Genomic DNA, 25,317 nt, shown 5'->3' with positions numbered 1-25,317 from the left:
CCGTTTCAATCCTGTGCCAATATCTCCCTAGTTCTATTCAAAATTTCCTCATCCTTTAATCGGAACTTAAATTCCACTCTCCTCGAATCCTCTGCACTATATTCGCCATTTTCATCTGTCCGATAATCTGTGTAGGATTTGCTGTTTACTGTCAATTTTTCCGCTAAATGGCTTTGAATTGCTTTATGCGGAAATTCATTACCGAGTATATAAGAGGCCACACTATAGGCACGGTCTTGTGCAAGCTCTAAATTATACAAATAACTGCCACTTTTATCCGTATGCCCTTCAATAATAATTTCCGCTATATAGTCTTCATACCCGCTTGCTAATAGTACATCTAAGTATTTTGGTACAAAATCATCCAAGAATTGATAGGACTCAGATTTCAATTCAGACTCGTCAAACGCAAATAAAATATCTGTATCAAAAATAATCGCTCCCGTTTTCTCATCGATTGTTATCCCAGAGGATGCATCACTAAACTCACGTTTTAATTCATTCACTAATTCGACTCGCACACCCATAATCTGGTCTATGGTGCGCTTCATTTCTTCTATTTGAAATGATTTAATGACCATCATGACAATAAAAAGTAAAATAAAACATAATAAAATTACTGTAAGCACGTCCGTAAAAGACGGCCAAAAATGCCCTTCATCACTTTCCCGTTTAAATAGTCGCTGATATTTAGTATCCATTTTGATTCATTCCTATACCAGTCTGTCTTGTTGGTGCCGGTTGATTTACGACACTAATTTGTCTGATGAGGGCTTGTAATTCTCTTCCTAAATCCTGAAGTAGCTGCTGTGTATATTGCGAATTACTTTGTTGAATCTGTTCATTAATTCGCTTTATTTCTAGAAACTCACGTTTTATTTGGCCCATTGTATTGTCCATGGAATCTGCTATCGTACGGGTAACCTGCTCTAACCGACTACCAAATACATTTTCTAAATTTGTAACATAATTTGTGAAAGTGTCCTTTAAGGTGTTGATACTACTTTCTAATTGGCTATCACGTTGATTAAAGACCTGGTTCAAACAAGATATTTTCGTATCAATTTCTTGAATGAGTTGATTATTTTTAATTCCTACCTGCTCATACGTTTTTGTTGCTTCCCGTAAGTGTCTTTCAAATGCTAAAGAATCTGTTGTATGATCTTTTAAGTGATTACTAAATGTTCGATTGAAATGCTTGAGCTCCTCAAAACGATCTGCAAGTAGATGCCTATATTCTGATTGAGTATTGTTAATAACCTGTAGTGCCTCTGGTAGGCCAGCTAAAGATTCTCCAAAGCGATTGAAATCCTGAGCCAATTCTCCAAGGTATGTCGTAATTCCGGCAAGCCTTGAAGATAAATCACTTCCGAAAATTTGTTTGAATTCTTTGTTATGAAGATCCATTTTTTGCACAAGCTGGTCACTCTGTTGGTTCATTTTCGTAAAGGATTCCTGTATTCCCTTCTGTACGTGTAGTACTGAAGAAGTAAATTGTTTTAAATCCGAAACTACAGTTTCTATTTGGTGTAGACTATTTAGCTGGGTATCCGAAACGTCTTTCATTTTTTCATAAGTACCTTCAACAGTTTGCACCATTTTTTCATGCTTTTCTTCTGCGCGTTGAAAATAAGTAAATAGCGAAGCAAAATTCTCATTCAATCGTGCTGTCCCTTCCCCAAATCCTTCCGTAACTTCTTTCATCTGAGTGAATAGCGTATTAAATTCTGTTAAATTCTTCGATAATCCATCATTAAATAGAGCTAAATCCTTTGCTGATTTTTGTAAGCCTGTTGTATATTCTTTAAATCCAGTAAAGGCTCGTTCAACATTACCAAGTGATTTCTCATTCGTTTCTTTCAGGCTTAGAATGGATTCATTTATTATTTCTGACACATGAATAAGTCGGAATAAATTGCTATCACTTCTACCTTCTAAAGTAGTTTCTACTTTTAGCATAATATCAGTCAGCATATGCTCTGTATTCAATATCTTTAATAAGACAGTCATAATTAAGGAGAAGCCCATCCCAGCAATACTAGTATAGAAGGCAACATCAATTCCAGTTAGTACTGCTGCAATATTCTCGATTAATTGGTCTCCTGTAGTGCTAATGCTTCCTAACGAGATTGTGAGACCAATAAAGGTCCCAAGTACACCAATTAATATGAATACCGAAACTGTCATCTGAATGAGTTTAATTAAACTAATCACAGGTATCCCAAATACCCTCCAGCTTGAAAATCTCTCTTGAACAAATGTTTCAGCTGCCACTGAATCCTCCTGCTGAATCATTTCATATTGTTTCTGAAAAGAAGCCAGTGGTTCCTTATCTAAACGATTCGTCTCCACTATGTAATTACGCAGTCTCCTTAATTTACTGAATAGAGTTAGATGTACAAAAAAAGTGATTAGAAAGCCAAAAATAAGTACTAAAAAGATAAGCTCGATTAATGGGCTTGATAAGATAGCCGTCGCTTTCTCTTCCGTTGTAAAAAATTCCAAAATAAATTGCACCACAATAACCTCTCCCAACCAAATTCATTTTCCTAATTCATCCTATTCCTAACTTGGCTTATTCATGCTCATAAGGTCATTGGGTATTATAGGATACTGTTATTAGCAATCATTAATGGAATAGTCATTTAAAAAAAGGCTACCAGTTTGTGTGGTAACCTGCTTTTGCTATAAAATTACTTTTTGTGAAGGACCGCTTCTGTTAGCATGTCCAACAATTTTTCAGCTGGAATTAGGCTTTCACCTCCGCCCTGTGCGACTGAATCGTTTCCACCACCTCTCCCATTAATTTTTGGTAATACCTGCTTTAAGAGCTGGTTCATACTAATGGAAACATTTCCCCCTCGCGCGCACACAATTTGAACTTTTTCGCTTGTTCCATTAACGAATAAGGCTACGACTTCATCTGACTTTGCAGCAATCGTTTTTGCCAAATGCTGAAGCTCAAGTATGGTTCGATTCGTAAAGCTAGCTCTGATAAGCTGATAGGTTTCTGTCTTCTCGCAATTATTTAAAAGTTCATCTGCTTCATATTCAATAAGCTTTCCTTTCATTTCAGCAATTGTTTTTTCTAATTCCTTTGTATGTTGTAACGCACGACTAGCTGCTTCCACTAATTGTTCTTGTGGAACACTTAACAGGGAGGTTAGGTTTTGAAGAACCTGATGTTTTTCATGAAGCTGTTTTCGAACTCGATCCCCACAAACAAAGTAAACACGAGTATTTTTCTTTTGTTTCTCCCAATGCAAGATTTCAATAGAACCGACTTCTCCAGTTGATTTGGGATGTGTACCCCCACAGCCGTTATAATCAAAATCAGGAATAATGACAAGGCGAATATGATCCTTTACAGCTAGTTTTTTTCTTAGCTTGAATTGGTGAACTTCCTCTTCTTGTACCCACTTCGTTTCAATCGAACGATTTTCGAGGATGATGATATTCGCGATTCTTTCTGCCTCTTTTGCTTCCTTTTCTGTTATCTCATCTACTTCTAAATCAATGGAACATAGCTCTTTTCCTAAGTGAAAGCTAACTGTTTTATAACCAAACTCTTCTTCAAAGGCTGCTGTTATGATATGTTGACCTGCATGCTGTTGCATATGGTCCATTCTTCTTTCCCAATTAATTTCTCCGACACATTCTTGATTCGATTCAATCGGTTCTGATATATAATGGCGAATCTCCCCATCCACTTCTTCTACGTCGTATACTTCTTTATCATTTATCGTTCCCGTATCATGTGGCTGTCCACCACCTGTTGGATAAAATGCAGTTTGATCTAATACGACATAATATCGTCCGTTCACATCTTGAGCTGATTCTTGTACATTCGCTGTAAACCGTCCTAAGTATTGGTCCTGATAAAATAATTTTTCCGTAGGCATGCTTCTTGGTCCACCTTTCCTTGTAGCTTCAACGTATTTCTACCATTAAATATAACTCGAACTTTCCTCGAAGGAAAGTGTGCCTCCAATTAAATACTATACATATATCCTAATGAAAATCCGTATGATGGATTGAAGACAATAAATTTGGAAAGGAGCATATATAAATGGAACAAACTATTTCTTTAGAAATTAAGGGCATGCACTGTCCGAACTGTCCAGCAAAAATTGAACGATCGCTTACGAAGCTAGATGGTGTATCTAAAGTGGAAGTCTATTATGAAGAAGAAAACGGATTTGTAACCTTTGACCCTAGTAAAGTAGATGTTGTACATATTATTAATCGTATTAGTAAATTAGGATTTGACGCGACTACCAAGGTCACCAATCAAGCATAGCTAAAAATGATTAAGATGCCTGCACCACGAATATTAGCGGTGGCAAGCATCTTTTTTATAGTTTAGTATAATAAGGCTGATAGATTGGATTCGTATAAAATGGTGGTCTTGGTCCAATTAATGGTAGCTTAAATCGATTCTGGCTTGCTGTATATGTGACAGTAACCTTCTGATCAGATTGTGGAATAAGTAATAGTCTTACCTCTGGATTATAGTAATACCGCACTTCAATCCCTCCCTTTACTATATCCTATTCGTTGCTAATTAAAATGGGTCTGTACAATGCCTTCTTTAACTAGGCACATTATTCACCTAGTAAGAATAGGGTATCAAAGGAACATATGAAGAGGAGGCTATATGACATGTCTACAGAAAATCCTTATCAAGAAAATTATCCCCAATACCCTAACTACGGTAAGATAACTAAATTTGAAGAAGTGCCGATAACCGTACCTGAGCAGCGCCAATTTGAACAACCGGGGATAGAGAGCGTAATGGTACCACGACCTATCATAGAGAATCCAAATTATAATGGTAGTGGTAAGCTTAAAGGAAAAGTAGCTTTGATTACTGGTGGAGACAGTGGTATGGGAGCAGCAGCCGCAATTGCCTTTGCTAAAGAAGGTGCTGATGTTGCAATAGCTTATTTAAATGAACATGAGGATGCAAATCGTACGAAAGGAAGAATTGAACAAATTGGTAGACAATGTCTTCTTTTACCTGGTGATTTACGAGATAAGAATCAATGCATAGCTATCGTGATAAAAACCGTTGAGAATTTCGGAAAACTGGATATCCTTTGCAATCATGTTGGGGTCCAGTTTCAACAATTAAGTTTACTAGATATTTCGGATGAACAATTTGATGATACATTTAAAGTTAATATCTATTCCCATTTCTACACAACTCGTGAAGCCTTAAAACACTTAAAAGCAGGGAGCTCCATTATAAACACTTCATCTGTTGTAACGTTTAAAGGATATGATCAATTGATAGATTATACAGCAACTAAAGGAGCAGTTATTGGATTTACTCGAGCTCTAGCCAGGAATCTCGCGGATAAAGGGATCCGAGTTAACGCAATTGCTCCGGGAAGAATTTGGACACCATTAATCCCTTCTAGCTTCTCTGCAGATCAAGTGACACAGGTAGAAAACCTTATGGACCGACAAGGCCAACCGTTCGAGGTTGCACCGACCTTTGTCTACTTAGCGTCTAATGATTCCAGATTTGTTACTGGTCAAGTACTCCATGTCAATGGTGGAGAGATATTTGGCTAAGGCAAAAAAGTGCCAGTCCTATAAATTATAGAGAGCTGGCACAAACCTAGTTTATTCGTTTTCATTTATTTCTTGCACGCCATCATTAAAATAATAATTAATTGTTTCTATTAGCTCTTCCATAGAGCAATCAAGAATTTTCACTGGGATATTCACTTGCGTATCCAATAATCCTTTATTCATTTTATTTAGCATACTTTTAAACGAACTTGAACGATTAATGATTAAATCTGGATCATGTGTATAAATACCTAAGAATGTTTGTCCACTTAATTCCACAAAATCGATATCTGAAATCTCTTCCCATTTGATTAATCCTGCTGCAATATATGTAGACTGATCAAGGATCCCTTCTGCCGAAACAATGAGTGCAGGCTTCCGTTGAATAATACTTTTAACCCAATAAACCATGATTAAGCCGAAAAATATGACACAAATAATTCCTATCACCCTAAACTTGAATGCATCACTGCCAGTCTCTGAAAAGCTAACAGCCGTTAAAAATATACCGATTGCAATAAAAATTAAACATAGGATTCCATAGAAAAACATTTTTCCTTTTTTTGCATAAATAATTAATTCTTTCACAAAATATTCTCCTTTCTTCCCTTCCATTAGTATATCCTTTGCACTAGTATGGACAAGGGCATAAAGTCCCTCATTAAAACAGGTCTAAAGTCCATCATGTAACCTATCATTTAGCTGTTCCTAGAACGAGTTTTTTCAATTGGTTATTGCGATAAAAATTGTCAGGTCCAGTAAATCGATATAAAATCAATAGTATTGCTAATAAGATAGCTATCTTATATGATTAAATAAATAATAAAGGAGGTAAATTATGGCCACAGAAAAAGAAGAAAATCAATACACGCCATCCGTGGTAGTAGAGCACATTTACTCTCCTGTAGTAGAAGCAATATCGCTGTTATCTTCATTTGTAAATCCAACCCGACATGAGTTCGCCAAAGCAAGCCATCAAGAACTTTCCCTTGAAATATCGAAGGATTCAAAGAACTTTATTGAGGAGTGGAAAAAGGTTACTGAGTGGGATTTTATGGAGTTACTAAATTTCATTTTGCCGTGCCCATATTTTAATGACATGAAACAATTCTTACATAAGGTCTCAACATTATCTAATGGCGAATATATTTATCATCTTTTATCAGAATTCATCCCAATGGAACAAATTAATCAGCTACTAGATAATCCTTCTTCGATTAACGATTTGGATGCCAACATATTGTGGGAAACGACTAAGAAACGAAATTTTATGATAAGCCTATTCTCCAATATAGAGCGAATTCGTACTAAAACATCTATGCTTCTACTTGAGATTGCAGAATCGAATACATTAAGAAAAGCAGAACCGGAGCATATGCAAATCATCGAAGAGTCGATGATAGAAGTAAAAACATTAAAAATGCAGCCACTTAACCTAGCACAATACGTCATGGGGAAAACATTTAGACGAACAAGCTTATACAAAATGTACATATTTATCCCGTCTTATTATTTCACACCCCACCGAATGCGTATTTTCAATTCCGATATTTGTATTGTTGTTTATGGCTGTGCAACTCCACTTTCGGATTCAAGGGAAACAGGAAAAGAATTAGAAATTAAGCTAAAAGCACTTTCTGATCAAAATCGATTATTAATCCTTAACCTGCTTTCAGGAAAAAAAGAATACGGTGCAAAGTTGGCGGAATACCTAGGAATTACAACTGCAACCGTATCCCATCACTTAGAAATTTTAAAAAAGACAGGCTTTGTAACTGAGGAAAAGGTTGGAAACATAAAATACTTTAGCTGCAATAAAACATTTACGGAAGATTTTTTTCATAGTCTTCAGCATTTTATTTATGTTAAAGACTAAGGGGAGGCCTTTACTTAGACCTCCCCTTTAAATATTCCTGCAAAATAGTGAAGTGACTCCCTACCATATTTTCAGGAAAATCATGTGGATAAAAAAACTCAAAATTAATCGACTCTGTTTGATCGACCTTTAATATACCACTGTATTCATTCGTATAATAAGCGACTGTTACTACATAAAATTCATCACCGTTCTCCGCTTTAATAAAGTGATCCTTTCCTGAATACACGTTGATAAGATGGAGTTCACCAGCAATTAAACCTGTTTCCTCCAGTAGTTCTCTCCTAGCTACTTCCTCTGTCGATTCACCTAATTCCATTAGTCCTCCAGGAATACCCCATTTCCCATTTGGAAATTTACGCTGTTGTAAGAGTATTCTTCCATTATTATCCTCTATAACTAGAACAGCACCGACAAATATCAGTGGTCGATGCCCTACCAATTTTCTCAGGTCTTCTACATAGCCCAAAATTATTCCACCTTCTCTATCGTGTTTCAACTTACGTATTTATTTGAAGAATATTCCCATCAGGGTCTGATAAGAAAATGAAATGTAAATCCTTCACTCTACTTCCCTTAACAGTATAGTTCCTTGTCTCTAATAATCGATAATAATAGAAGATTTTATGTGCATCTTCCTTTTTGATAGCTTGGGTTATTTTTTGAATCATATAACTAGAATTAGATTCTTGTATAGAAACAGATTCATGATCTTCCCTTAACTTTTTCCGAGCACGATGGAGTGCTGTTTTTACCGATTCATTACTGGTTCTAAGCATTTGTGATATTTCTTCGGAGGTATAGTGAAAAACATCCTTTAATGTTATTAACATCGCCTGCCTTAAAGGAAGCTGACTATATAATATCTCAAGTAAGCTGTCCCATTCTGTAGAATCCATTCCACTTCCCAATAATCCATCGAATTCACTTAGGAGGAGTGGTTCTCTTCGTTTCTCATCCATGAATAGGTTTCTAGCAATAGTATAAAGAAAAGTAAGATTCATATCTCGGTTTGGTTCCTTTTGCTTTAATAGAAGTACCTTTATAAGGGTTTCCTGTACTAGGTCTTCTGCATGCCATTTAGATGTGGTTAAAGTTAAACAATAGTGGTAGAGCTTATTTATGATAGACTCTATCCTTAATTCATTAATATTCATTTCATCACCAAAAAAATATTTTTAAAAAATATTATTAAATATGTAACTTTTCATACATTATAATCGTTTATAACTGAAAACAAAAGTGAGGAGTGAAGTAATATGTTTAAGATAGGTGGAATATTTATTCCTGTAACGAATCTAGAACAATCTAAAAAATGGTATGAAGAAAATCTTGGAGTAGTCAAGATTGATGAATGGCAAGAAGATGGAGAGGATCATGGGGTTGATTACTTATTTCCTAAGGATACAAAGGGGCTAACATTAATTAAGGTTGAAAGTCCACAGCCCACTGAATTTACCATTAAAGGGAAACGGAAAAATGTCTATTACAATTTTGTTGTTGATCAAATCGAAGTTGCCTTTCAGCAGCTTCGTGCGAAAGGAATCGAAACAACCGAAATAATGGATTACGGTGTCATGAAGGGGTTCGATTTCTTTGATCCAGATGGGAATTCTTTTAGTATCGTAAGTGAAGAAGAGAGTTCCGTCCACTTTTCACGAGGATAAGAAAAAAGCGCCATATCGGCGCTTTTTTCATTATATTTTCCCATTAAATACTAACCCACCATTGATTTCGATTAGTTTAAGATGGTTAGTAGATTTAATAAAAATCGTTTTATATTTCTCACGGCCATTAGCATCTAGGAATAAAATAATACGTTTACTAGAATTATCTGTTACTAACTGAACCTTTAAATCATCTACATTAATCAGTTTTGATATCTTTTGAAACTCAGTAAATGATTTAGTTTCGCTAGACTGTACAATTTTTTTCTCTTTTACTTCCTTCCGTAGTATTTCACCGGTAATAGCATCTATCTCTATTTCCACCTGGCCATTATCCGTTTTCAATTCCATTTCATAAACATATTGACCATTTGACTTATCTAATTCCATCTCTGTCACGGTTCCATCCATAACACTTTCCGCAATGTCAATTGCCTGCAACTCCGAAATAAGATTAGAAGCAATCGCTTGATTCATTTCAACATCCTCCGAATCGTCCTCGATATCTTCATTCATATGAACAATATCACCAGTATATGCATCTATGTAGATTTCATATTCCTTATCTTTTTGTTCTACTTCTATTTCATAGAATGGGTTTCCATTTTCATCATCAAGCTCTATTGATTTTATTTTTCCATTAACTTTTTTTAGGGCAATTTTTTCTGCATCTTTTATGGATATTAAGGCGTTTTCAGCCATGTCTTCCTTTACCTTATCTGTACCCGCTGTAGCTACTGTCACTCCTGTTGCAATTAATCCAAATGTAAGTGCACCAATTAATAATTTCTTCTTTATCATCATGTGTCCTCCTTCTTTGTATATCTACACTATACCCATTGATTCTGATAGGACAATAATAAGAAGATTAGAATTTGATGAGAAAAAGCAAATAAAATTAATTGCATCTTTCTATTCTTCAATTTGCCGAGAATTATTTTATAAAATGATGTTTAGAGCCACTCTATACTTCATTTCAATCTCACTTATTCTCCGAAATGACGTTTAGAGCCCCTCTATGCTTCTTTTCAATCTCATTTATTCTCCGAAATGATGTTTAGAGACCGTCTATACTTCTTTTCAATCTCATTTATTCTCCGAAATGACGTTTAGATCCCTTCTATGCTTCTTTTCAATCTCATTTATTCTCCGATATGACGTTTAGATCTCTTCTATGCTTCTTTTCAATCTCATTGTTTTTCCGAAATGATGTTTAGAGATCGTCTATGCTTCATTTTAATCTCAGTCATTATCCGAAATGATGTTTACCGCCCTCTACTATTCTTTTCTGTTCAATTTTCTTCCTAAATGACGTTGAGAGAATTCATTTTTGAACTAAATTCTAACTAATAGCTATAACTAAATGACTTGGAAAAATAGGAATGCACACAAAAATCCCTCCATTAATATTGAAGGGATCACGATAACAATTATTTCTTTCCATCATTCAATTCCATAGCCTCTTCTGGACTGGACATAATGGTGGAATTTTTATATTTCAATCCTACATCTCGATCAGATTCGACACGTCTGCTCTTCTTTAGCTTTTTTTCTTGGCGATCTTTGCCCATCTGCACACCTCCTAATACTAAGATGGTTTATTTACGATGAATTATTCCATTCAAAAATTATCTTGACAAATTCAATCGTTATAATACAATCATCTTATAAGATAGTCATCTAATATTATTGAGGTGAATGGAATGAATAATACCATAATTGACGTTTCACATGTAAAAAGATCCTATAAAACAGAAGAAGGTATTATTAAGAAAAAACAAAAAGTAGTAGAAGCATTAAAGGGAATATCTTTCTCTGTTCAAGAGGGAGAAATCTTTGGATTACTTGGACCGAATGGCGCTGGGAAGACAACGATGATAAAAACGTTAACTACCATGCTGACACCAACATCTGGCGAAATTTCAGTTCTAGGCTTTAATCCAGTCACAGAAACGAAACAGTTGAGACCGCATATTAACTTTATTCTTGGAGGAGAACGCAATCTATATTGGCGTTTGTCTGCTTATGATAACTTAGCATATTTCTCTGATCTATATAGGATTCCTAGAGCAGTACAAAAAGCAAAAATCAATGAATTATTAGAGTTGGTTAACTTGCAAGATGTAGCTCATCAACGCGTAGAAACCTTTTCAAAAGGGATGAAACAAAGACTACAGATAGCTAGAGGTTTAGTTAATAATCCTAAAATACTGTTTTTAGATGAACCTTCTATTGGGCTTGATCCTGTCAGTGCCCGAAAGCTGAGGGAGATTATCCGAGAATTAAATAATAGAGGAACTACGATATTATTAACGACACATTATATGTATGAGGCAGATGAACTTTGTGACCGAATAGCATTTATCGACAAGGGAAACTTGGTAGCAATTGACACGCCACAAAATTTCAAGCTAAAAGCGGATAATGTTTCGATCATTGCATTCACTACGTTGGGGACTTCTGAAAAAAACATCCATAGGCTCTCCGATTTGCCAATTATTCACCATGTTCAAGCTGAAAATCGGGGTTATCTAACAAATATTAAACTACATACACATGACCCACAGACAGTTGTTCCTTTTATTTACGAAACTTTGAATGGTGCTGCTATTCAAGATTTAACCATTACAAAGCCAAGCTTAGAGGATGTCTATGTAGAATTAATTGGGGGAAAAGTGTCATGATGCGTGCCTTGTTACGAACGATACGTGTACATATGGGGTTGTCGATGGCACGACCGATGTTTCAATTTATTATATGGGCTTCCCCTTTGTTTTTAGCTACTATCGCTATATTTATTTACAGTTCTCGTTCGCCAGAGGATATTTTTCACTATGTTATTTTAGGATCGGGTTTTATGGCATTATGGTCCTCAATCGTCTTTTCGTCAGCTAGCGATATCAATCGTGAACGCTATTACGGGACATTAGAGATCATCTTTGTCTCACCTGTCCCCTTTTTTATCGTATTGATAGGAAAAATTATAGGTAATACAATTTGGGGATTTTTATCGATGGTAATATCGTTTATTTATTTGGTATTCCTATTTGGTGTTCATATAACCATTCCGAATCCAATGGTTTTCTTCTTGTGCACTCTCTTTGTTTTGTTAGCGTTAACGGTATTTTCATTTTTTCTTTCTCTAGCATTTACACTTTCGAGACAAGCGGAAGCATTGATGAATTTCATTGAATATCCAATATATTTAATTTGTGGATTCATGTTTCCGGTTTCTATTCTACCTATATGGGTGCAACCAATTTCTTATCTATTACCACCTACTTGGGCAATTGAATTACTCCGTGCGGTTTCAACAAATGAATTTTCAATAAATATGATTGAAAAATCGCTAATCGGTCTAGTCGTAGTAACGATGATTTACATGGTACTAGGTATTTTCTGTTATCGTGCAGTTGAAAAGAAGGCAAGAATTTCTGGTAAGTTAGGGGTGTATTAATGGAGGCTACATTAAGATTTTTTAGGCACAGCTTATTATCCTATCGGGCATTATTCGGATGGTTAAATCCCAAGGTCTATATTCTTGTAATGGTGTTAAACCCATTAAGTCAATTGTTATTTTTTGCTGTACTAGTTAATTATGTATATGACGGAAAAGGGCTTGTCGGCTATATTGGTGCTAATGCACTCATACTCTGTGTCATGAGCTCTGTGTTTGGAATTATGACTATTATTACATCTGATAGGTATATGGGTACCCTACAACTCGTCATGGCCTCCCCTGCAAATAAAATTGGATTATTTCTATCACGTTCTATTGCTCACATACTGAATGGTTTGTTCACATCAATGATAGGTTTGATCTTCGGCATACTAATTTTTCAAATAAAGATTCCTATCGAAGCAATACTGCCTTTACTAAGTGTATGGCTCGTTTCCATTTTCTCTGCTTGTGGTTTAGGTTTAATCATTGGTTGCTTTTGCCTTTGGACTCCATCGATGAATTTGATTGCAAATTTACTTGCAAGTAGTTTATTGCTATTAAGTGGTGCTAATTATCCACAATCGATTATGCCAACATGGCTAACATATGTTGCAGACTTCATTCCACTAACTAGAGGAGTGGAATTAACGAAACAAATACTAAACGAAAGAAACTACGAAAATGTTGTACCAATACTCGGGCAGGAATTTTTACTGGGGGTGACCTTTTTTATCATCAGTTTACTCTTTATTAAATATGCAGAATACTTATCTAGAATAAAAGGGACAATGGATCTTGATTAAGGATTCAGGCACCCCCGAGTTTTTAAAAAATCTCTGAGGGTGCCTGGCTATTTATTCTTCTAATCCAAGATATATTCTGATGGCATCTCGTAGAAACTTTGTTCCGCCTTTCACCGCTTTATCATAATAGGCAGTGAAACGCTCATCTGCTACATACATATCAGCGAGTCCAGCATGTGCTTCCTTCGAGTAAGTTGACCAAGAATACATGAGCCATTCCTTATGCTTTTCAGCAACTAACTGTGCCTCAGCTGATGCTGGATCACCTGTATGATAGGCCTTTTCCAATAACACCATAATTTCTTCCCCAAGCTTTGTCATCGCATCATAATCTTCCTGTGACATACCACGTAACTTCGCATTACTTGCTTCAACCGTTTCATCACCATATTTTTCTCGAATTTCTTTACCATATTTCTGTTCATTTTCCTCAATGAGTTTTTCCTTAAACCCTTCGAACTTTTCTATATCTTGCATTGGTGTTCCTCCTTCCATGCTAGCAATTGTTTTCTCAACTGTAGCCATAATTTTGTCTAGGCGGGCTCGTTTTTGTTTCAGATGTTCATAGTGATTTTTCAGTGCTTTACTCCTGTCAAAATTCGGTTGATTGATAATCTCCATGATATCCTCAAGACTAACTTCTAATTCTCGATAAAATAGAATTTGCTGTAATAAATCAACCTCTTGTTGCCCGTATATACGATAACCGGACGAATTTATTCTTGCCGGCTTTAGTAGTCCGATTTGATCGTAATATCGGAGTGTACGGCCGCTTACTCCCGACATACTTGCAAGCTTATTGACGGTATATTCCATTAACTTCACCCCCTGACAATTCTTAGCATAAACCTTTACGCAACGTAAAGGTCAATAGAAAAAATAAAAAAGTTTTAAAGATGTACAGAAGCATGTATCTTTAAAACTTTTTCTTTATTTATTAGGCATTTCCATCAGTCACAGCTATTGGTTTTGGCTGACCGGCTTCTACCAATGTCTTACTTCCGATTAAGAAAAACCCAGCGATAAACATGAAAATGCCAGTGCCTATTAATAGCCACTCAATCGCAATTACATCTGCAATTGGACCAAAAATCAACATACCAAGTGGCATCATCGACGTTGAAATCATTGCCACTACACCAAAGACTCTTCCCAAATAATCTGGTTCTATTTTTTCTTGTAGGAGTGTCGTTGAAGGTGTACTAAAAATTGGCATCGTAATTCCTGTTATTCCCATTACGACTAGATAGATAACAAAATTAGGAATGACCCCAAGACCAACTGTTAAGACACCGAACATCAAGCTCGCTAATGTCATCGTATGGATTTTATTTTTAAATCCACCCCAGGTTGCAATAGAGACTCCGCCGATCATCATTCCAATAGAAAATGCCACTTCTATAGCTGTTAATCGCCACACATCATCCCCAAAACTACGTGCTACTTGTAATGGAGTAAGAAAAGATGGAACAGATGCTAAAATAAAGAATAAGGCAAAGAAAAGGAAAAACTTCTTTAGAAATGCATGTTGGCTAATATAAGTAAATCCTTTCTTCAGGTCATCAAAATAACTGATAGGTTCTTTCTCTTTTGCCTTTTTATGGGCAGGGATCTTTAAGAAAACTATGAAAATGAAAATTGCAATGGCAGCTGTGACCACATCAATAAAGAAGATTATTTCTATCGTCGCCAACCCTAACAATGCACCACTTGCCATTGGGGCAAGTAACATCACCAATGCCTGAATACTACCGTTAAACCCGTTTACCTTAGTTAGTTTATCCTCAGGGACAAACTGTGGAAGGATCGCACCAACAGATGGGGTTTGCACACCAGTCCCCACTGCACGAATAGCAGCTACTAAGAACATAAGCCAAAGTGAATTATATCCTAGCATAAAAACAATCGCTAAAATTAGTGTTACAAAGGCAATGGAGCCATCTGAAATAATAATTAGTTTCTTCCGATCATATCTGTCTGCCCACACTCCAGCAAATGGGGACAATATAAAGGTTGGAATAAAACCGCATAAAATATAAATGGTCATCATAACTCCAGACTGGGTATTCAACACCACATACCACATAATCGCATACTGCACTAAAGATGAGCCAAACATAGAAATCAGTTGGCTACTAAGGAAAAGAACACTATTCCGCTTCCAGTTATCCATAATCGAATTACTATCTATTCCCAACATTTCACATCCATTCCATTATTATCTAAATAATTTATACACTAAAACCACCACTAATACAACTGGAGTACATACCTTTAGAGAAAAAAAGATGAGGGTATAAATCCTCATCTTTTTTAGCAAGGCTATTGTTAGAATTTACCTTTTAATAACTACACACTTCGAAAGCATATCGTATAAAGTCTGCTTATTTTTGAAAAATAAAGCAAGCAGATGCCCAATTCCAAGTAAACATAGGGATACTAATTGTAAAAAAAATCGACCTGATGCATTAGCAAATGATATTTTCTCTTCCTCTTCATTTACCACCTTTATTCCAGCGATCATTTTCCCTATTGTTCCTTGTGTTGATAGACTTTCCATCAATGCAAAATACAACCAAAATACTACCACAACTATAGTAATTTGAATTACCCAATAATTAATATAATATTCATCAACTGGTCTGCTATAAAATAATAGAGATGTTATAGCATTTACTCCATCCGGAATGAGCTTTATAAAGAATATAGAGAAAAAAACGATTACTATATCAATCAACCAAGCAACAAGCCTATTCCAAATGCTTGAATAGTTAAGTACTTCTTTATCTCCTGAAAATTGATAATCCTTTTCTACAATCACTGCGTATCCTCCACTTTTCAGAATGGTAAATTTAATATGATTACTAAAGTTAATTAGATACTTCTCCTCTATATCTGGTGATCATGAATTTTTACTAGTTTTCTCTAACTTTTAGTCAAAAAATAGGATATGTACTTTTTCTAAAACCTTTATTCTTTTTAAATTACTCCAAAGTTATCATGTGTTCTTCCAGATCTTTAATCGAATTAATTTGATTGATTTTATCCTTATTCAGTGAAATAAAATGCGTGGCATATTCGTTATATTTGTAACCAGGCTCTATGTCACTTCCTTCTTTTTCTAGCAACGTTTCATCATAATATTTTACATCAAAACTAGTAACTTGAATTTCCGCATTTTTAAAATAAGTAATAATTTCATATAATTTTTCTAATTCTTGTTCTGGATTATCGTAGTCTTGAAAGACTAATAGTTCTACCCAATAATAATAGTCTTGAGGGTATTTACTTCTTCCTTCATTGAAACCAATTATCTGCTTATTTTCAATTAGGATTTTCTCTTTGGACCCGGCTTTAATTGCGACTTCTACATGATTCATCCAAACATCCTCATATAACTTCTCAATGATTGGAGATACCTCATTTCTCGCCTCTTCTCCCCATAAAGTATCAATGTATGAATCATTAATCTTATCATTCCAATCCTGATATACTCCGAAAACCAAATTAGGATTGGTTTTTGGAGATGCATCTACTAAATAATGACCATAATTTGAATTAAATGTTGCATCACCCAGGGAAAACTCTTCACCATACGTCTCCACTAAATAATCCTCATATATCTTTTTTTCTTCCTGCAACTGTTCGGCAGAGCCTCCCTTGGCATCTGTCATTTGTGTTACTGCTAAATAGTAAGAAATATGAGGAAGAAGAGATGGTAACAGAGCGATTGGTAAAATAATAAGATTTGCCAATCCTACAACTAAAACTGCCCGCCATCCTTTTAGGACGTGTAATTCTTTTTTCCCTTTATAGACTAAATATGCAATGACTGAAGCATCAATAATACTAATCAACCAAATTACACGGTAAATCATCACAACCCATACCTCAGGGGTAGCAAAATATAGGAGACAAAGTTCTATTACGATAAAAGAAATTCCTTTGATCCATTGTCGATTAAATAGCTGACCTATTCCTGGAAAAACTAACGAGAAAAAACCTGCCAGCACAATACGTATCATACTTCTCACCCTTTTCAGTATAAGACCCGATTATTTGTCAAAATCATGCAACCTTTAGTAATAAAACTAACATGGAACCATCATCTCAAAAAATTTATGCATACCATGGTTTGGTAAATCTTTTTTAAAATCATTCCACATCTCCGGTATCTTTTTGGTAGGTAAATCTCTTTTGTGTTTCTCTTTACTATAATCATCACGACATGTTACCGTTCCATCGCTAGCATATGAATAAGTGGTCCCTACATGAATTTGATAGCTCCCAATTGCATCATCTTCCATGATATGATTCTCAACTAAGTTATGTAATAGTCCATTTTCGTTTAAGAATTTCTCTACAGCTATCATGTTTCCATCGCGAAAAAATATTTTCAATGGATTTTCAAAAAAACCATAGTCCCGAGTATCTATCCCTGGAGCATTGTAGGTAATTGCTGGTATTCCCTTATTAATAGCCACATATTGCGCCAAAGCTCCACCAAGTGAATGTCCAGTGATCACGATTTCTTTATCAGGATGTTCCAGCATCATATCATTTACAAATTTAAGTGCCTCTTCAAATTGGTCATCACTGTATCCTAAGGCAAGACGGCCATCTGTTAACAGGTCCTTCATATCATCTGTTTCCGTTCCACCAAATGAAACTACGATTTTACCTTCATCATCATTTTTATATAGACGTGCATGGAAACCAGAATCATATTCTACACTTTCATATTCCTTCCAACCATAAGTTAATAATTTATTATCCTTGTCCAGTTTACCGTCTTTTCCCAAATGGTTTTCAGTATATCCTGATTGTGCAAGTGTTGCCAACACATTATCTGGAATATCAACATCTTGCACAGTTCCATGTGGTCTTTCTAATAATCTAGTAAATTCCGACTTTAGTTTTTGTTTTAGTTTTTCCACTTCTTTTTCATAAGCTTTTTTTGACATAAATAGAGGCTTTTTGACATTATTATCTTTTAGAAATTGCTCTATTGCTTTATCCATCTCTTCCTCAATTGATAAATCAATTTTTTTCCCGTTGGTTCCATCGCAACCACCTTCACCAGGTAAACATAGCTTTTCCTGATTACTTTCGGAGGATTCATTCGTTTCGTTTCCCTCTGTTGAATTGTCATCAGAACCATCTTTATTCATTTCATTACCATTATGGTTTCCATTGATAGGGTTACCGTCCCAAGGTACACCTTCCCATTGCAATTCTCCCGCATCCCATGGCGTTCCTTTCCAAGGGTTTCCCTTCCAGGGTTTACCAGACCATGGAGTAACTGCATTTACCGTTGGAGTTAAAACAGTAAAATAAATTAATATAATGCCAGCAAAAATCGTAAGGACTTTCCCACAGTACCTTTTCAAAATAAATCTCTCCCTATTACATTTTATATTTGGGAATTTTATTTATTAAAATGACTTTAACGAGGAATTAAATTGCTTTATCAATGTGGAGTAAATTGCTTAGTATTTGAAAGAAACTGTAAATTGATATAGGGAAGTGCAATTAATTGAACAAAAGCAAACGCATTGTATTTTCAATGCGTCAACTTTCAATAAATCCTAGTCATGCAACTTCCGTTTCATCACGTGTTTCTAGTACTTTCTGTTCCTCACGCCATTTAATCATACAGGAGCTTAGTAGCATGACAATGAATGGATAGTAGATTAAATTCAGTACGATTTGTGTAATAATTTGTGCAGCAAAGGAATTAGTAATATTAAAAATTTGTGATGTAATCAAAACGCCCGCAATCATTTCAAGTAAACCCGTTACTAATATCAATAAAAAGATTTTCCAAAAGTGCTTCTTTCCAATTCGTATCCCTTCTTTATATGACCTCCATACTGATTTTTTATCAAAAACACTTACATATGGTACTGGTAGGGTAAGAGCTAATATAATAAAACCAGGAATTATAAATAGCGAAAAACCAATGATTGATAAGATTGAAACAATCGTTGCAAATATAAAAACCGTAAAACCTAATACGATGAATTGGAAAATTGCATCTTGAAAACTTCGCTCCATATCGTTGTATTCGTTATAGACAAACCGAACATATGGTACTTGTGCAAAAATATATAATAATATGGTTATTAGTCCATAATAAATGTCTGCAAATGAATATAATGGGTCCATACTAGGAGTGATAGCATAGATATAATTTGTAGCAAATGAATGAACTATTAATAATGGTAGTGTTGTAAATAACATTAATAGCAATACTCTCTCAAATCTTCCAGTATATATCTCCCATGTATTTCGAAAAGGACTTTTCATAATTATCTCCTCTTAATGTTCAAGAATTAACCTCATTCATATTCTAAATAAACTGGTAGTGTCTTTGTCCATATCAAGTTAATAAAATCAATCTTTGGACCAGATGACTCTTGGTAAAGCTTTTCTGTTACACTTTCTACAAAGCCGTCGTAGGCAGTTGATGTAGCTTCAGTAGCTGCTCTAATTTCGATTCGATTATCCCTAATATCTAATGTAGCTTCCTCTAAAATTCCACCATTCTTTTCAATAGTCAGAATTCCCATAGTTATTGCTGCTTGTTGAATGCTATTATTCCCTACTAACAGACCTTCTACTATCTCTTGAAGCAGACGACCATTAGTTAAGGCGCCATTAATTACTACATCAAAAGCTTGTAATTCTAATTCTTTGTCAGACCAGTCACGATATTCCAAACCAGTAAGACCCGCTTTAGCTGAAGCAACATAATTATCAAATAATGTAAAGAACTTATAGACTTCTAGCTTTTCTTCATATTCTTTTAATGCTTCACGATATGCCTCCCAGGCAGATGAATCTGCTTCAGGATCAGGTTCGGTAGGAGGAATTGGTTCTGGGTAAGAGAAACCGGTAATAACTCTTCTAACTTCTTCATAAAAGGCACTTGTGGCTGCCAAACTAGCTTGTGAGACAGTCGTTTCCGATTGCTGCTTAGTAGCTAGAGCAGAACTAAGATTAACTACTAATATAAATAAGACCATCATAATACCTAACATACCTATTACAAACAAAACAACATTACCTTGCTCATTCCGATAATATGATATTATGTTCTTCACTCTATCACCCTACCGTATGCCGCTGCACTATATGGTATGCTTGGTACGGAACCTCTAAACAATTCAGGAATAAAAACTAACTTAATATTAACAGCAAGCTCAGCTGTAAATTCTTTATCATATTCCCCAGGTTCTGTAGTAAAACTATCGAATACTAAATAATCTCCAGTTGCATCAATAATAGTTTTTGCTGCATCCCGAGCGTCATTCAAATCCTTTGTTACAGAATAAACCTCTGCATATTCGTTCACCGCAGACTTAGCCACTACTACAGCATTGACTCCAACAATAAACTGCCATATTATCATTAAAAAAATTAAAGCTAATGGGACAATACCAAGAAATTCAATAGTGGCACTTCCGTTTTCACTTTTTCTAATTTTATTCAGCCATTTCATAAGGCAATCCTCCATAAACAGCTCTTTTAATTGTTATCGCTAACCCTTAATTTATAGTAACGTCATGTTCCTCAGCCAGTTTAACTAATTTGTTATCAGCCTGCTGTCCTAACTCTGCAGCCTCTAACAGTTTTTGGTCTGATTCCTTTAATAATTTGCTTACCTCCTCTTCCGATTCTTCCGCTACCGTTTTCTCTAATGCTTGATATTGTAATTTAAATGCTTCTTCCCAAGCAGAAAGCTGTTTCAATCGCATCTCATGAAGTTCTTTCACTTCTCCTGATTCAGGTTGCATATCTTCAATATATTTCTTAATTTCTTCAATTAAAGGTAAAACATTTTCAGTTTGTAAATCATAAGTTTCCTGAGGGCTTTCTGTAGCAAATGACTTTTGTATTTGTTCATCTACCTGTGAGGCTAGTGAATTTACATTCTCTACATAATCGTTGTGATATTTTGCGATTTCTTCTGCTTCTGGTGATGTACTACATGAAGTTAAAATAAGTAAACTTAAGAAACTAATAAACCAGATTGTTTTTTTCATCTAATATACTCCTTTATTATTCAGTGTGCCCTAACCTATTTCTAGAGATTTCGGATAATTTTCCTAAGTTGTATATATCGATCGGATAAACCTTTTTCAAACTTTTTAGTCCAATAATTAAAGTAGTCTTCTTTACTGAAGTTACTCATATCCTGCTTATCAGTTACGATATCAAGTGATTTTTTTAATTGTTCTTCAGCGATACCACTAGTCATGTTAAACAGGGTTTTGGGATCTCTAAACTTGAAAAATGGTATTAACTCCGGATTATTTTCATTTTTATAAATAACATCAAAATCATTCCTATAACGATAACTATCATAGAACTGTTGAAATTGTATCCACCCCGGTGCAAGAAATAATGAAAGCACCTCGTCAATATCACTATCAATGAAATACCCTCTATCAAGAATATCTTGGGCAAACTTATTCACTCTACTTCTAAGTTCTAACATCTCATCTTGTAATCTAAGCGTTTTATCTACTACTTTATAAGAACGATCATAAATATCTATGAATTCCGGTTGTAATACACCTGAATTCAATATATTTCTTAAATAGTTTCGAATTTCTCCATAGATTTCAAAATTTAATTCTGCTCTTGTTTTTGTATTGTTCTCTACCTTATCAAATGTAATAGTAAAATAGACCAATTGTTTCAATGCATTTAACGCTTCATCTTTATTAGATGAATCAGGTGATAATATGGCAATATTTTTTATCTCTCGAGAAAACTTTCCTAAATAGTACGCTAAATAATAGCGATGGTTATTAATGGCATATGGGAATAGTTCAATTGTTACATCCTCATTCCACTTTTTATGCCTCTTTCCAAGCTTCAGTAGCTCATTTGCAGTAATTTGTTGCATGTATGTCACCTAATTTTTTAGGTAACAGAATAGAGTAAATCTCTATTCTGTTACCTGTATTTTAAAATGTTTATGAGAACCAACCTTTGATCATGCTACCTACCTTTTTAGCTCCCTTGGCTATGGATTTACCGGCATTTTTAATACCGTTACCAACACTTTTCCCAAAGTCAGTGATTTTATCCCAGTTATCTGCTACTAATTTAGTAGCTTTCGAGACTACAAATAATCCACCGCCTACTATTACTAAGCCTGCCCCCAAAGCCTGACCACCTGGGATTGCCGTTGCCACACCACCGACACTCATTAATGTTTCCCCGAGGTTTGCTCCAATATCGGCTATTGCAGAGGTTCGGGCAGAACCATCTTTCGTATTCTGCCAAGTGTCTATGGCATTTCCAATACTAACACCAGTTTTATAGGCTGATAGACCAGCATTTACACCGGAAGCTACAAAGTTTAACTTTGATAAAGCACCCATTGAGCTCCATGTGCTTGATAAATTTCCGAATTCAGTTTTAGTTAGAAAAACATCTGCCGAATCCTTGATTAAATTACCGTATTGAGCAAATCTAGAAGCAGTTGAAATTTGGTAAGCGTTATTGGTCATGCTTGCAGCATTTGCAGCAAACGTAGCCTGCCTTATTGCTTCTAGATCCTTATAACCACTATACATGTTGTATGCAGTATCACCTATGTCATAAAGATCAACTGCAATATGATCACCAAGCTGTAATTTAATGGTATCAACCATAAATCCTTTAAAGAAATCTGGACTCAGACCATTAGGACCTAGACCATGAAGACCATTTGGATAATTAGTCTCTATATCTATTGCAGCATTCATCATATTATCCCAAACATATTTTGCTGCATTAAACTCATCAGTATCATAGAATTGTTCTGGGGCTGAAGGATTATAAGGACCCGGTGGGTTTATTGTTGTGCCAGAACCTGGTTGACCAGCAAATGGCCCAGCACCACCTCCGCCACCGCTGGACCATGGATTACCCTGATGGCCATTTCCATTCCAGCCTGAATTAGACCAAGGATTTAGAGGTCCATTACCGTTTCCATCCCACCCTGAGTTAGACCATGGATTTCCAGAATAACCATTCCCTAGCCAACCGGTATTTGACCACGGGTTTCCTGTAAATCCATACATACTCCACCCAGAGCTTGACCATGGATTTCCTTGGAATTGATTACCATCCCAGCCTGTATTGGTCCACGAATTCCCTTGAAATGATGATCCATCCCAGCCTTGTTGGGTCCAAGAATTACCTTTAAATCCAGATAAATTCCAACCATTTTGGCTCCATGATTGATTCGTCCAACTGTTCCCATTCCAGGAATTACCATTCCAACTATTTCCATTCCAGGAATCCCCAGACCATTGCAGGTTACTACCGTCCCAAGACTTTCCATTCCATGGACTACCTTGCCATGGATCACCCGACCAGGAGGAAACTGCGTGGACAGTTGGTGTCATTACAGGTAAGAAGGTGAGAAATACAATTCCTATTAAAGCAAATATTCTCTTATAGAATGTTTTCAAAGGATATCACCTCCAATCGTACAAAATATAAATCGGTAAATTTATTCTTCAGTTCCCTTATCATATTTTTCATTAATTGACTTTTTAAGTTCGTCTAACTTATCAGTACTAATATCTTTTAATTCCTTTACGACTTCGTCTTGACCATCACGAATAATAACACGAATTTCATCACGTAGACTGCGTAAATAATTCATTTGTTCACGTGTAATAATTCCTTCATTTCTAAACAAAGTCGCTAATCTCGCAATGTTATTCGACTGTTTAGTTTCTTTTGTTCCCCACTCTACTTTTATACTCAAAATGTCAAAGTTATTATCAAGTCTTATCGCATCAACATTTCTTAAAGCATCTTTCTTCCAGCGCTCCCAGGATTTTAATACTTCTTCAGCTCGCTTGAATTCTTCCTCTAATTCACTTTGATCATTAGCTGTGGAGAAAATCCCTCCGGAAACATCTGCCATGGCTTTTAACTGCGCCTGTGCTTCATTGTCTACTTTAAATCCAATGATGTTAATAATAGGTTTAGCATTAGAATTTGAAAGTGACTTAGCAACAGCTACCGGATCACCATCACAAGTCTCTACGCCATCACTCACCACATAAATTAAGTTAGTATTATTTTCTGTGTCATACTTAGCCAATGATTCCTCTGCTTGCTTAAGCGCATCTGCAAGTGGTGTCCAACCAGCAGGTTGAATTTTATCCAGTTCTTTTTGAAACGCCGTCTCATCATACGGAGCATATCCATAAAGTTGCTCAATTGTACTACAAGAAAGATTTTTATCACTATTTGATCCGGTACCCTTGTGACCATAAACTCGTAAAGATACATTTGCTTCTTTGGGAACTTGTTTCATGAAATTATTAATTGCTTCCTTAGCTATCTGCATCATCGTTTTATTCCCAATATATGCGCCCATACTACCACTTCCATCAAGAAGAACTTCAACATTATAATTCTCTTTAAAGTGGAATCGAGAATCAGGTAAGTCTGGATCTCCAAATGAACCAAATTCCCATTTTTTAATAGTATCTTTTGGATCTGGATAGTCCTCTGCTACTAATGAATATAAATACTTAAAATAAGCATTTAGTTGTTCTTCCGTAGCATCCTCAGGAAGTGGCTCCAATTTTCTAACATCTTCAAGTACTTGGTCAATGACACTATCGTCATTTACATCGATACCAGAATAAGGACCTGCCTTTTGCTGAATAACGTCAGCAATGCTACTGGGTGGCTCGGCAATATCTTCAAGAAAACTGAGGTTACTAGATTCTTCTTCCTTATCTTTGTTATCTGGCTCATCTAAGTTCGAAACCTCTTCAGTTTTCGTTTCTGTATGTTTGTCTGGTTTTGCATTATCTGTATCATCTGACTTATCCTTTTTACACCCTGCTAAAGCAATAACAAATATGAGCAAAATAGTAATTATCAATGTATAGCGCTTCATAAAAGAACTCTCCTAAACTT

Annotated in this window: 28 protein-coding genes; 7 read left to right on the top strand and 21 right to left on the bottom strand. The window is 35.5% G+C overall.

All coding sequences use genetic code 11. The features are described 5' to 3' along the window. Positions 1-5 precede the first annotated feature (5 nt). From KI338_RS02470 to KI338_RS02460, 3 genes are all read right to left on the bottom strand, one after another. Positions 6-701, bottom strand: coding sequence for an OmpA family protein (locus KI338_RS02470; RefSeq protein ID WP_212919379.1), 696 nt, complete (start codon positions 699-701; stop codon positions 6-8). After that, entirely contained in the window at positions 691-2,520 is a 1,830-nt protein-coding gene (locus KI338_RS02465) for a MotA/TolQ/ExbB proton channel family protein (RefSeq protein ID WP_212919378.1), read from the bottom strand. Before KI338_RS02465 ends, KI338_RS02470 begins: the two co-directional genes overlap by 11 nt. Before the next feature lie 173 nt (positions 2,521-2,693). Continuing rightward, positions 2,694-3,902: an alanyl-tRNA editing protein gene (locus KI338_RS02460; protein ID WP_212919377.1), complete on the bottom strand. Its 1,209-nt coding sequence runs from the start codon at positions 3,900-3,902 to the stop codon at positions 2,694-2,696. A gap of 167 nt (positions 3,903-4,069) precedes the next feature. Here KI338_RS02460 and KI338_RS02455 point away from each other — a divergent pair, with 167 nt between their 5' ends. After that, complete coding sequence (locus KI338_RS02455; RefSeq protein WP_212919376.1) at positions 4,070-4,300, top strand: heavy-metal-associated domain-containing protein; 231 nt, start codon at positions 4,070-4,072, stop codon at positions 4,298-4,300. Between the two features lie 55 nt (positions 4,301-4,355). On the opposite strand, the gene KI338_RS02450 is transcribed toward KI338_RS02455, so the two are convergent. Further along, complete coding sequence (locus KI338_RS02450) at positions 4,356-4,526, bottom strand: hypothetical protein (RefSeq protein ID WP_212919375.1); 171 nt, start codon at positions 4,524-4,526, stop codon at positions 4,356-4,358. Between the two features lie 136 nt (positions 4,527-4,662). Here KI338_RS02450 and KI338_RS02445 point away from each other — a divergent pair, with 136 nt between their 5' ends. Beyond that, positions 4,663-5,580: an SDR family oxidoreductase gene (locus tag KI338_RS02445; RefSeq protein WP_212919374.1), complete on the top strand. Its 918-nt coding sequence runs from the start codon at positions 4,663-4,665 to the stop codon at positions 5,578-5,580. A gap of 51 nt (positions 5,581-5,631) precedes the next feature. Here the strand turns inward: KI338_RS02445 and KI338_RS02440 are convergent, their stop codons facing one another. Further along, positions 5,632-6,168, bottom strand: a complete 537-nt coding sequence (locus tag KI338_RS02440) for an STM3941 family protein (protein ID WP_244853297.1) — start codon at positions 6,166-6,168, stop codon at positions 5,632-5,634. A gap of 250 nt (positions 6,169-6,418) precedes the next feature. On the opposite strand from KI338_RS02440, the gene KI338_RS02435 reads away from it, so the two are divergent. Next, on the top strand, positions 6,419-7,456 hold the full coding sequence (locus tag KI338_RS02435) for an ArsR/SmtB family transcription factor (protein ID WP_212919372.1): 1,038 nt from the start codon (positions 6,419-6,421) through the stop codon (positions 7,454-7,456). Positions 7,457-7,466: 10 nt separating this feature from the next. Here KI338_RS02435 and KI338_RS02430 read toward each other — a convergent pair whose 3' ends face one another. Then, the gene (locus tag KI338_RS02430) at positions 7,467-7,925 is read right to left on the bottom strand and encodes an NUDIX hydrolase (protein ID WP_212919371.1); all 459 of its coding nucleotides are present in this window, start codon (positions 7,923-7,925) and stop codon (positions 7,467-7,469) included. A gap of 31 nt (positions 7,926-7,956) precedes the next feature. After that, positions 7,957-8,613 carry an RNA polymerase sigma factor gene (locus tag KI338_RS02425; RefSeq protein ID WP_212919370.1) on the bottom strand — a complete coding sequence of 219 codons (657 nt, stop codon included), beginning with the start codon at positions 8,611-8,613 and terminating at the stop codon, positions 7,957-7,959. 102 nt (positions 8,614-8,715) lie between these two features. On the opposite strand from KI338_RS02425, the gene KI338_RS02420 reads away from it, so the two are divergent. Next, positions 8,716-9,123: a VOC family protein gene (locus KI338_RS02420; protein WP_212919369.1), complete on the top strand. Its 408-nt coding sequence runs from the start codon at positions 8,716-8,718 to the stop codon at positions 9,121-9,123. Positions 9,124-9,153: 30 nt separating this feature from the next. Here KI338_RS02420 and KI338_RS02415 read toward each other — a convergent pair whose 3' ends face one another. Both KI338_RS02415 and KI338_RS02410 read right to left on the bottom strand, forming a co-directional pair. Next, positions 9,154-9,927 (bottom strand): PepSY domain-containing protein, encoded by a 774-nt coding sequence (locus tag KI338_RS02415; protein WP_212919368.1) that lies wholly within the window; start codon positions 9,925-9,927, stop codon positions 9,154-9,156. A gap of 626 nt (positions 9,928-10,553) precedes the next feature. Next, complete coding sequence (locus KI338_RS02410) at positions 10,554-10,694, bottom strand: YpzI family protein (protein WP_081755960.1); 141 nt, start codon at positions 10,692-10,694, stop codon at positions 10,554-10,556. Between the two features lie 132 nt (positions 10,695-10,826). Between KI338_RS02410 and KI338_RS02405 the strand changes: the two genes are divergently transcribed. From KI338_RS02405 to KI338_RS02395, 3 genes are read left to right on the top strand one after another with little or no spacing between them, the layout of a single operon-like run. Further along, positions 10,827-11,807 (top strand): ABC transporter ATP-binding protein, encoded by a 981-nt coding sequence (locus KI338_RS02405; protein WP_212919367.1) that lies wholly within the window; start codon positions 10,827-10,829, stop codon positions 11,805-11,807. Next, on the top strand, positions 11,804-12,580 hold the full coding sequence (locus KI338_RS02400; RefSeq protein WP_212919366.1) for an ABC transporter permease: 777 nt from the start codon (positions 11,804-11,806) through the stop codon (positions 12,578-12,580). Before KI338_RS02405 ends, KI338_RS02400 begins: the two co-directional genes overlap by 4 nt. Beyond that, the gene (locus KI338_RS02395; RefSeq protein ID WP_212919365.1) at positions 12,580-13,368 is read left to right on the top strand and encodes an ABC transporter permease; all 789 of its coding nucleotides are present in this window, start codon (positions 12,580-12,582) and stop codon (positions 13,366-13,368) included. The genes KI338_RS02400 and KI338_RS02395 overlap by 1 nt, the downstream gene beginning before the upstream one ends. Positions 13,369-13,419: 51 nt before the next feature. Here KI338_RS02395 and KI338_RS02390 read toward each other — a convergent pair whose 3' ends face one another. From KI338_RS02390 to KI338_RS02335, 12 genes are all read right to left on the bottom strand, one after another. Then, positions 13,420-14,184: a MerR family transcriptional regulator gene (locus KI338_RS02390; RefSeq protein ID WP_212919364.1), complete on the bottom strand. Its 765-nt coding sequence runs from the start codon at positions 14,182-14,184 to the stop codon at positions 13,420-13,422. Positions 14,185-14,305: 121 nt separating this feature from the next. Continuing rightward, entirely contained in the window at positions 14,306-15,541 is a 1,236-nt protein-coding gene (locus KI338_RS02385; RefSeq protein WP_212920027.1) for an MFS transporter, read from the bottom strand. A 162-nt stretch (positions 15,542-15,703) separates the two neighbouring features. Further along, positions 15,704-16,189 carry an RDD family protein gene (locus KI338_RS02380; protein ID WP_212919363.1) on the bottom strand — a complete coding sequence of 162 codons (486 nt, stop codon included), beginning with the start codon at positions 16,187-16,189 and terminating at the stop codon, positions 15,704-15,706. 163 nt (positions 16,190-16,352) lie between these two features. Further along, positions 16,353-17,393, bottom strand: coding sequence for a hypothetical protein (locus KI338_RS02375; RefSeq protein WP_212919362.1), 1,041 nt, complete (start codon positions 17,391-17,393; stop codon positions 16,353-16,355). Positions 17,394-17,459: 66 nt separating this feature from the next. Beyond that, positions 17,460-18,758 carry a Tle-like phospholipase domain-containing protein gene (locus tag KI338_RS02370; protein ID WP_212919361.1) on the bottom strand — a complete coding sequence of 433 codons (1,299 nt, stop codon included), beginning with the start codon at positions 18,756-18,758 and terminating at the stop codon, positions 17,460-17,462. A gap of 202 nt (positions 18,759-18,960) precedes the next feature. Further along, positions 18,961-19,677 (bottom strand): hypothetical protein, encoded by a 717-nt coding sequence (locus KI338_RS02365; protein WP_244853294.1) that lies wholly within the window; start codon positions 19,675-19,677, stop codon positions 18,961-18,963. A gap of 32 nt (positions 19,678-19,709) precedes the next feature. Beyond that, complete coding sequence (locus KI338_RS02360) at positions 19,710-20,474, bottom strand: Tad domain-containing protein (protein ID WP_212919360.1); 765 nt, start codon at positions 20,472-20,474, stop codon at positions 19,710-19,712. Next, positions 20,471-20,872: a pilus assembly protein gene (locus KI338_RS02355; protein ID WP_212919359.1), complete on the bottom strand. Its 402-nt coding sequence runs from the start codon at positions 20,870-20,872 to the stop codon at positions 20,471-20,473. The genes KI338_RS02360 and KI338_RS02355 overlap by 4 nt, the downstream gene beginning before the upstream one ends. Before the next feature lie 46 nt (positions 20,873-20,918). Then, a complete protein-coding gene (locus KI338_RS02350; protein ID WP_212919358.1) occupies positions 20,919-21,416 on the bottom strand; it encodes a hypothetical protein in 498 nt (165 codons plus the stop codon). Between the two features lie 41 nt (positions 21,417-21,457). Beyond that, a complete protein-coding gene (locus tag KI338_RS02345; RefSeq protein WP_212919357.1) occupies positions 21,458-22,285 on the bottom strand; it encodes a hypothetical protein in 828 nt (275 codons plus the stop codon). A 70-nt stretch (positions 22,286-22,355) separates the two neighbouring features. After that, on the bottom strand, positions 22,356-23,843 hold the full coding sequence (locus KI338_RS02340; protein ID WP_212919356.1) for a hypothetical protein: 1,488 nt from the start codon (positions 23,841-23,843) through the stop codon (positions 22,356-22,358). Positions 23,844-23,884: 41 nt separating this feature from the next. Further along, positions 23,885-25,297, bottom strand: coding sequence for a VWA domain-containing protein (locus tag KI338_RS02335; protein ID WP_212919355.1), 1,413 nt, complete (start codon positions 25,295-25,297; stop codon positions 23,885-23,887). Positions 25,298-25,317 lie beyond the last annotated feature (20 nt).

It is taken from the genome of Ornithinibacillus bavariensis, from assembly GCF_018333235.1.
GTDB lineage: Bacteria > Bacillota > Bacilli > Bacillales > Amphibacillaceae > Ornithinibacillus > Ornithinibacillus bavariensis.
This window is presented reverse-complemented; position numbering and strand designations above follow the sequence as displayed.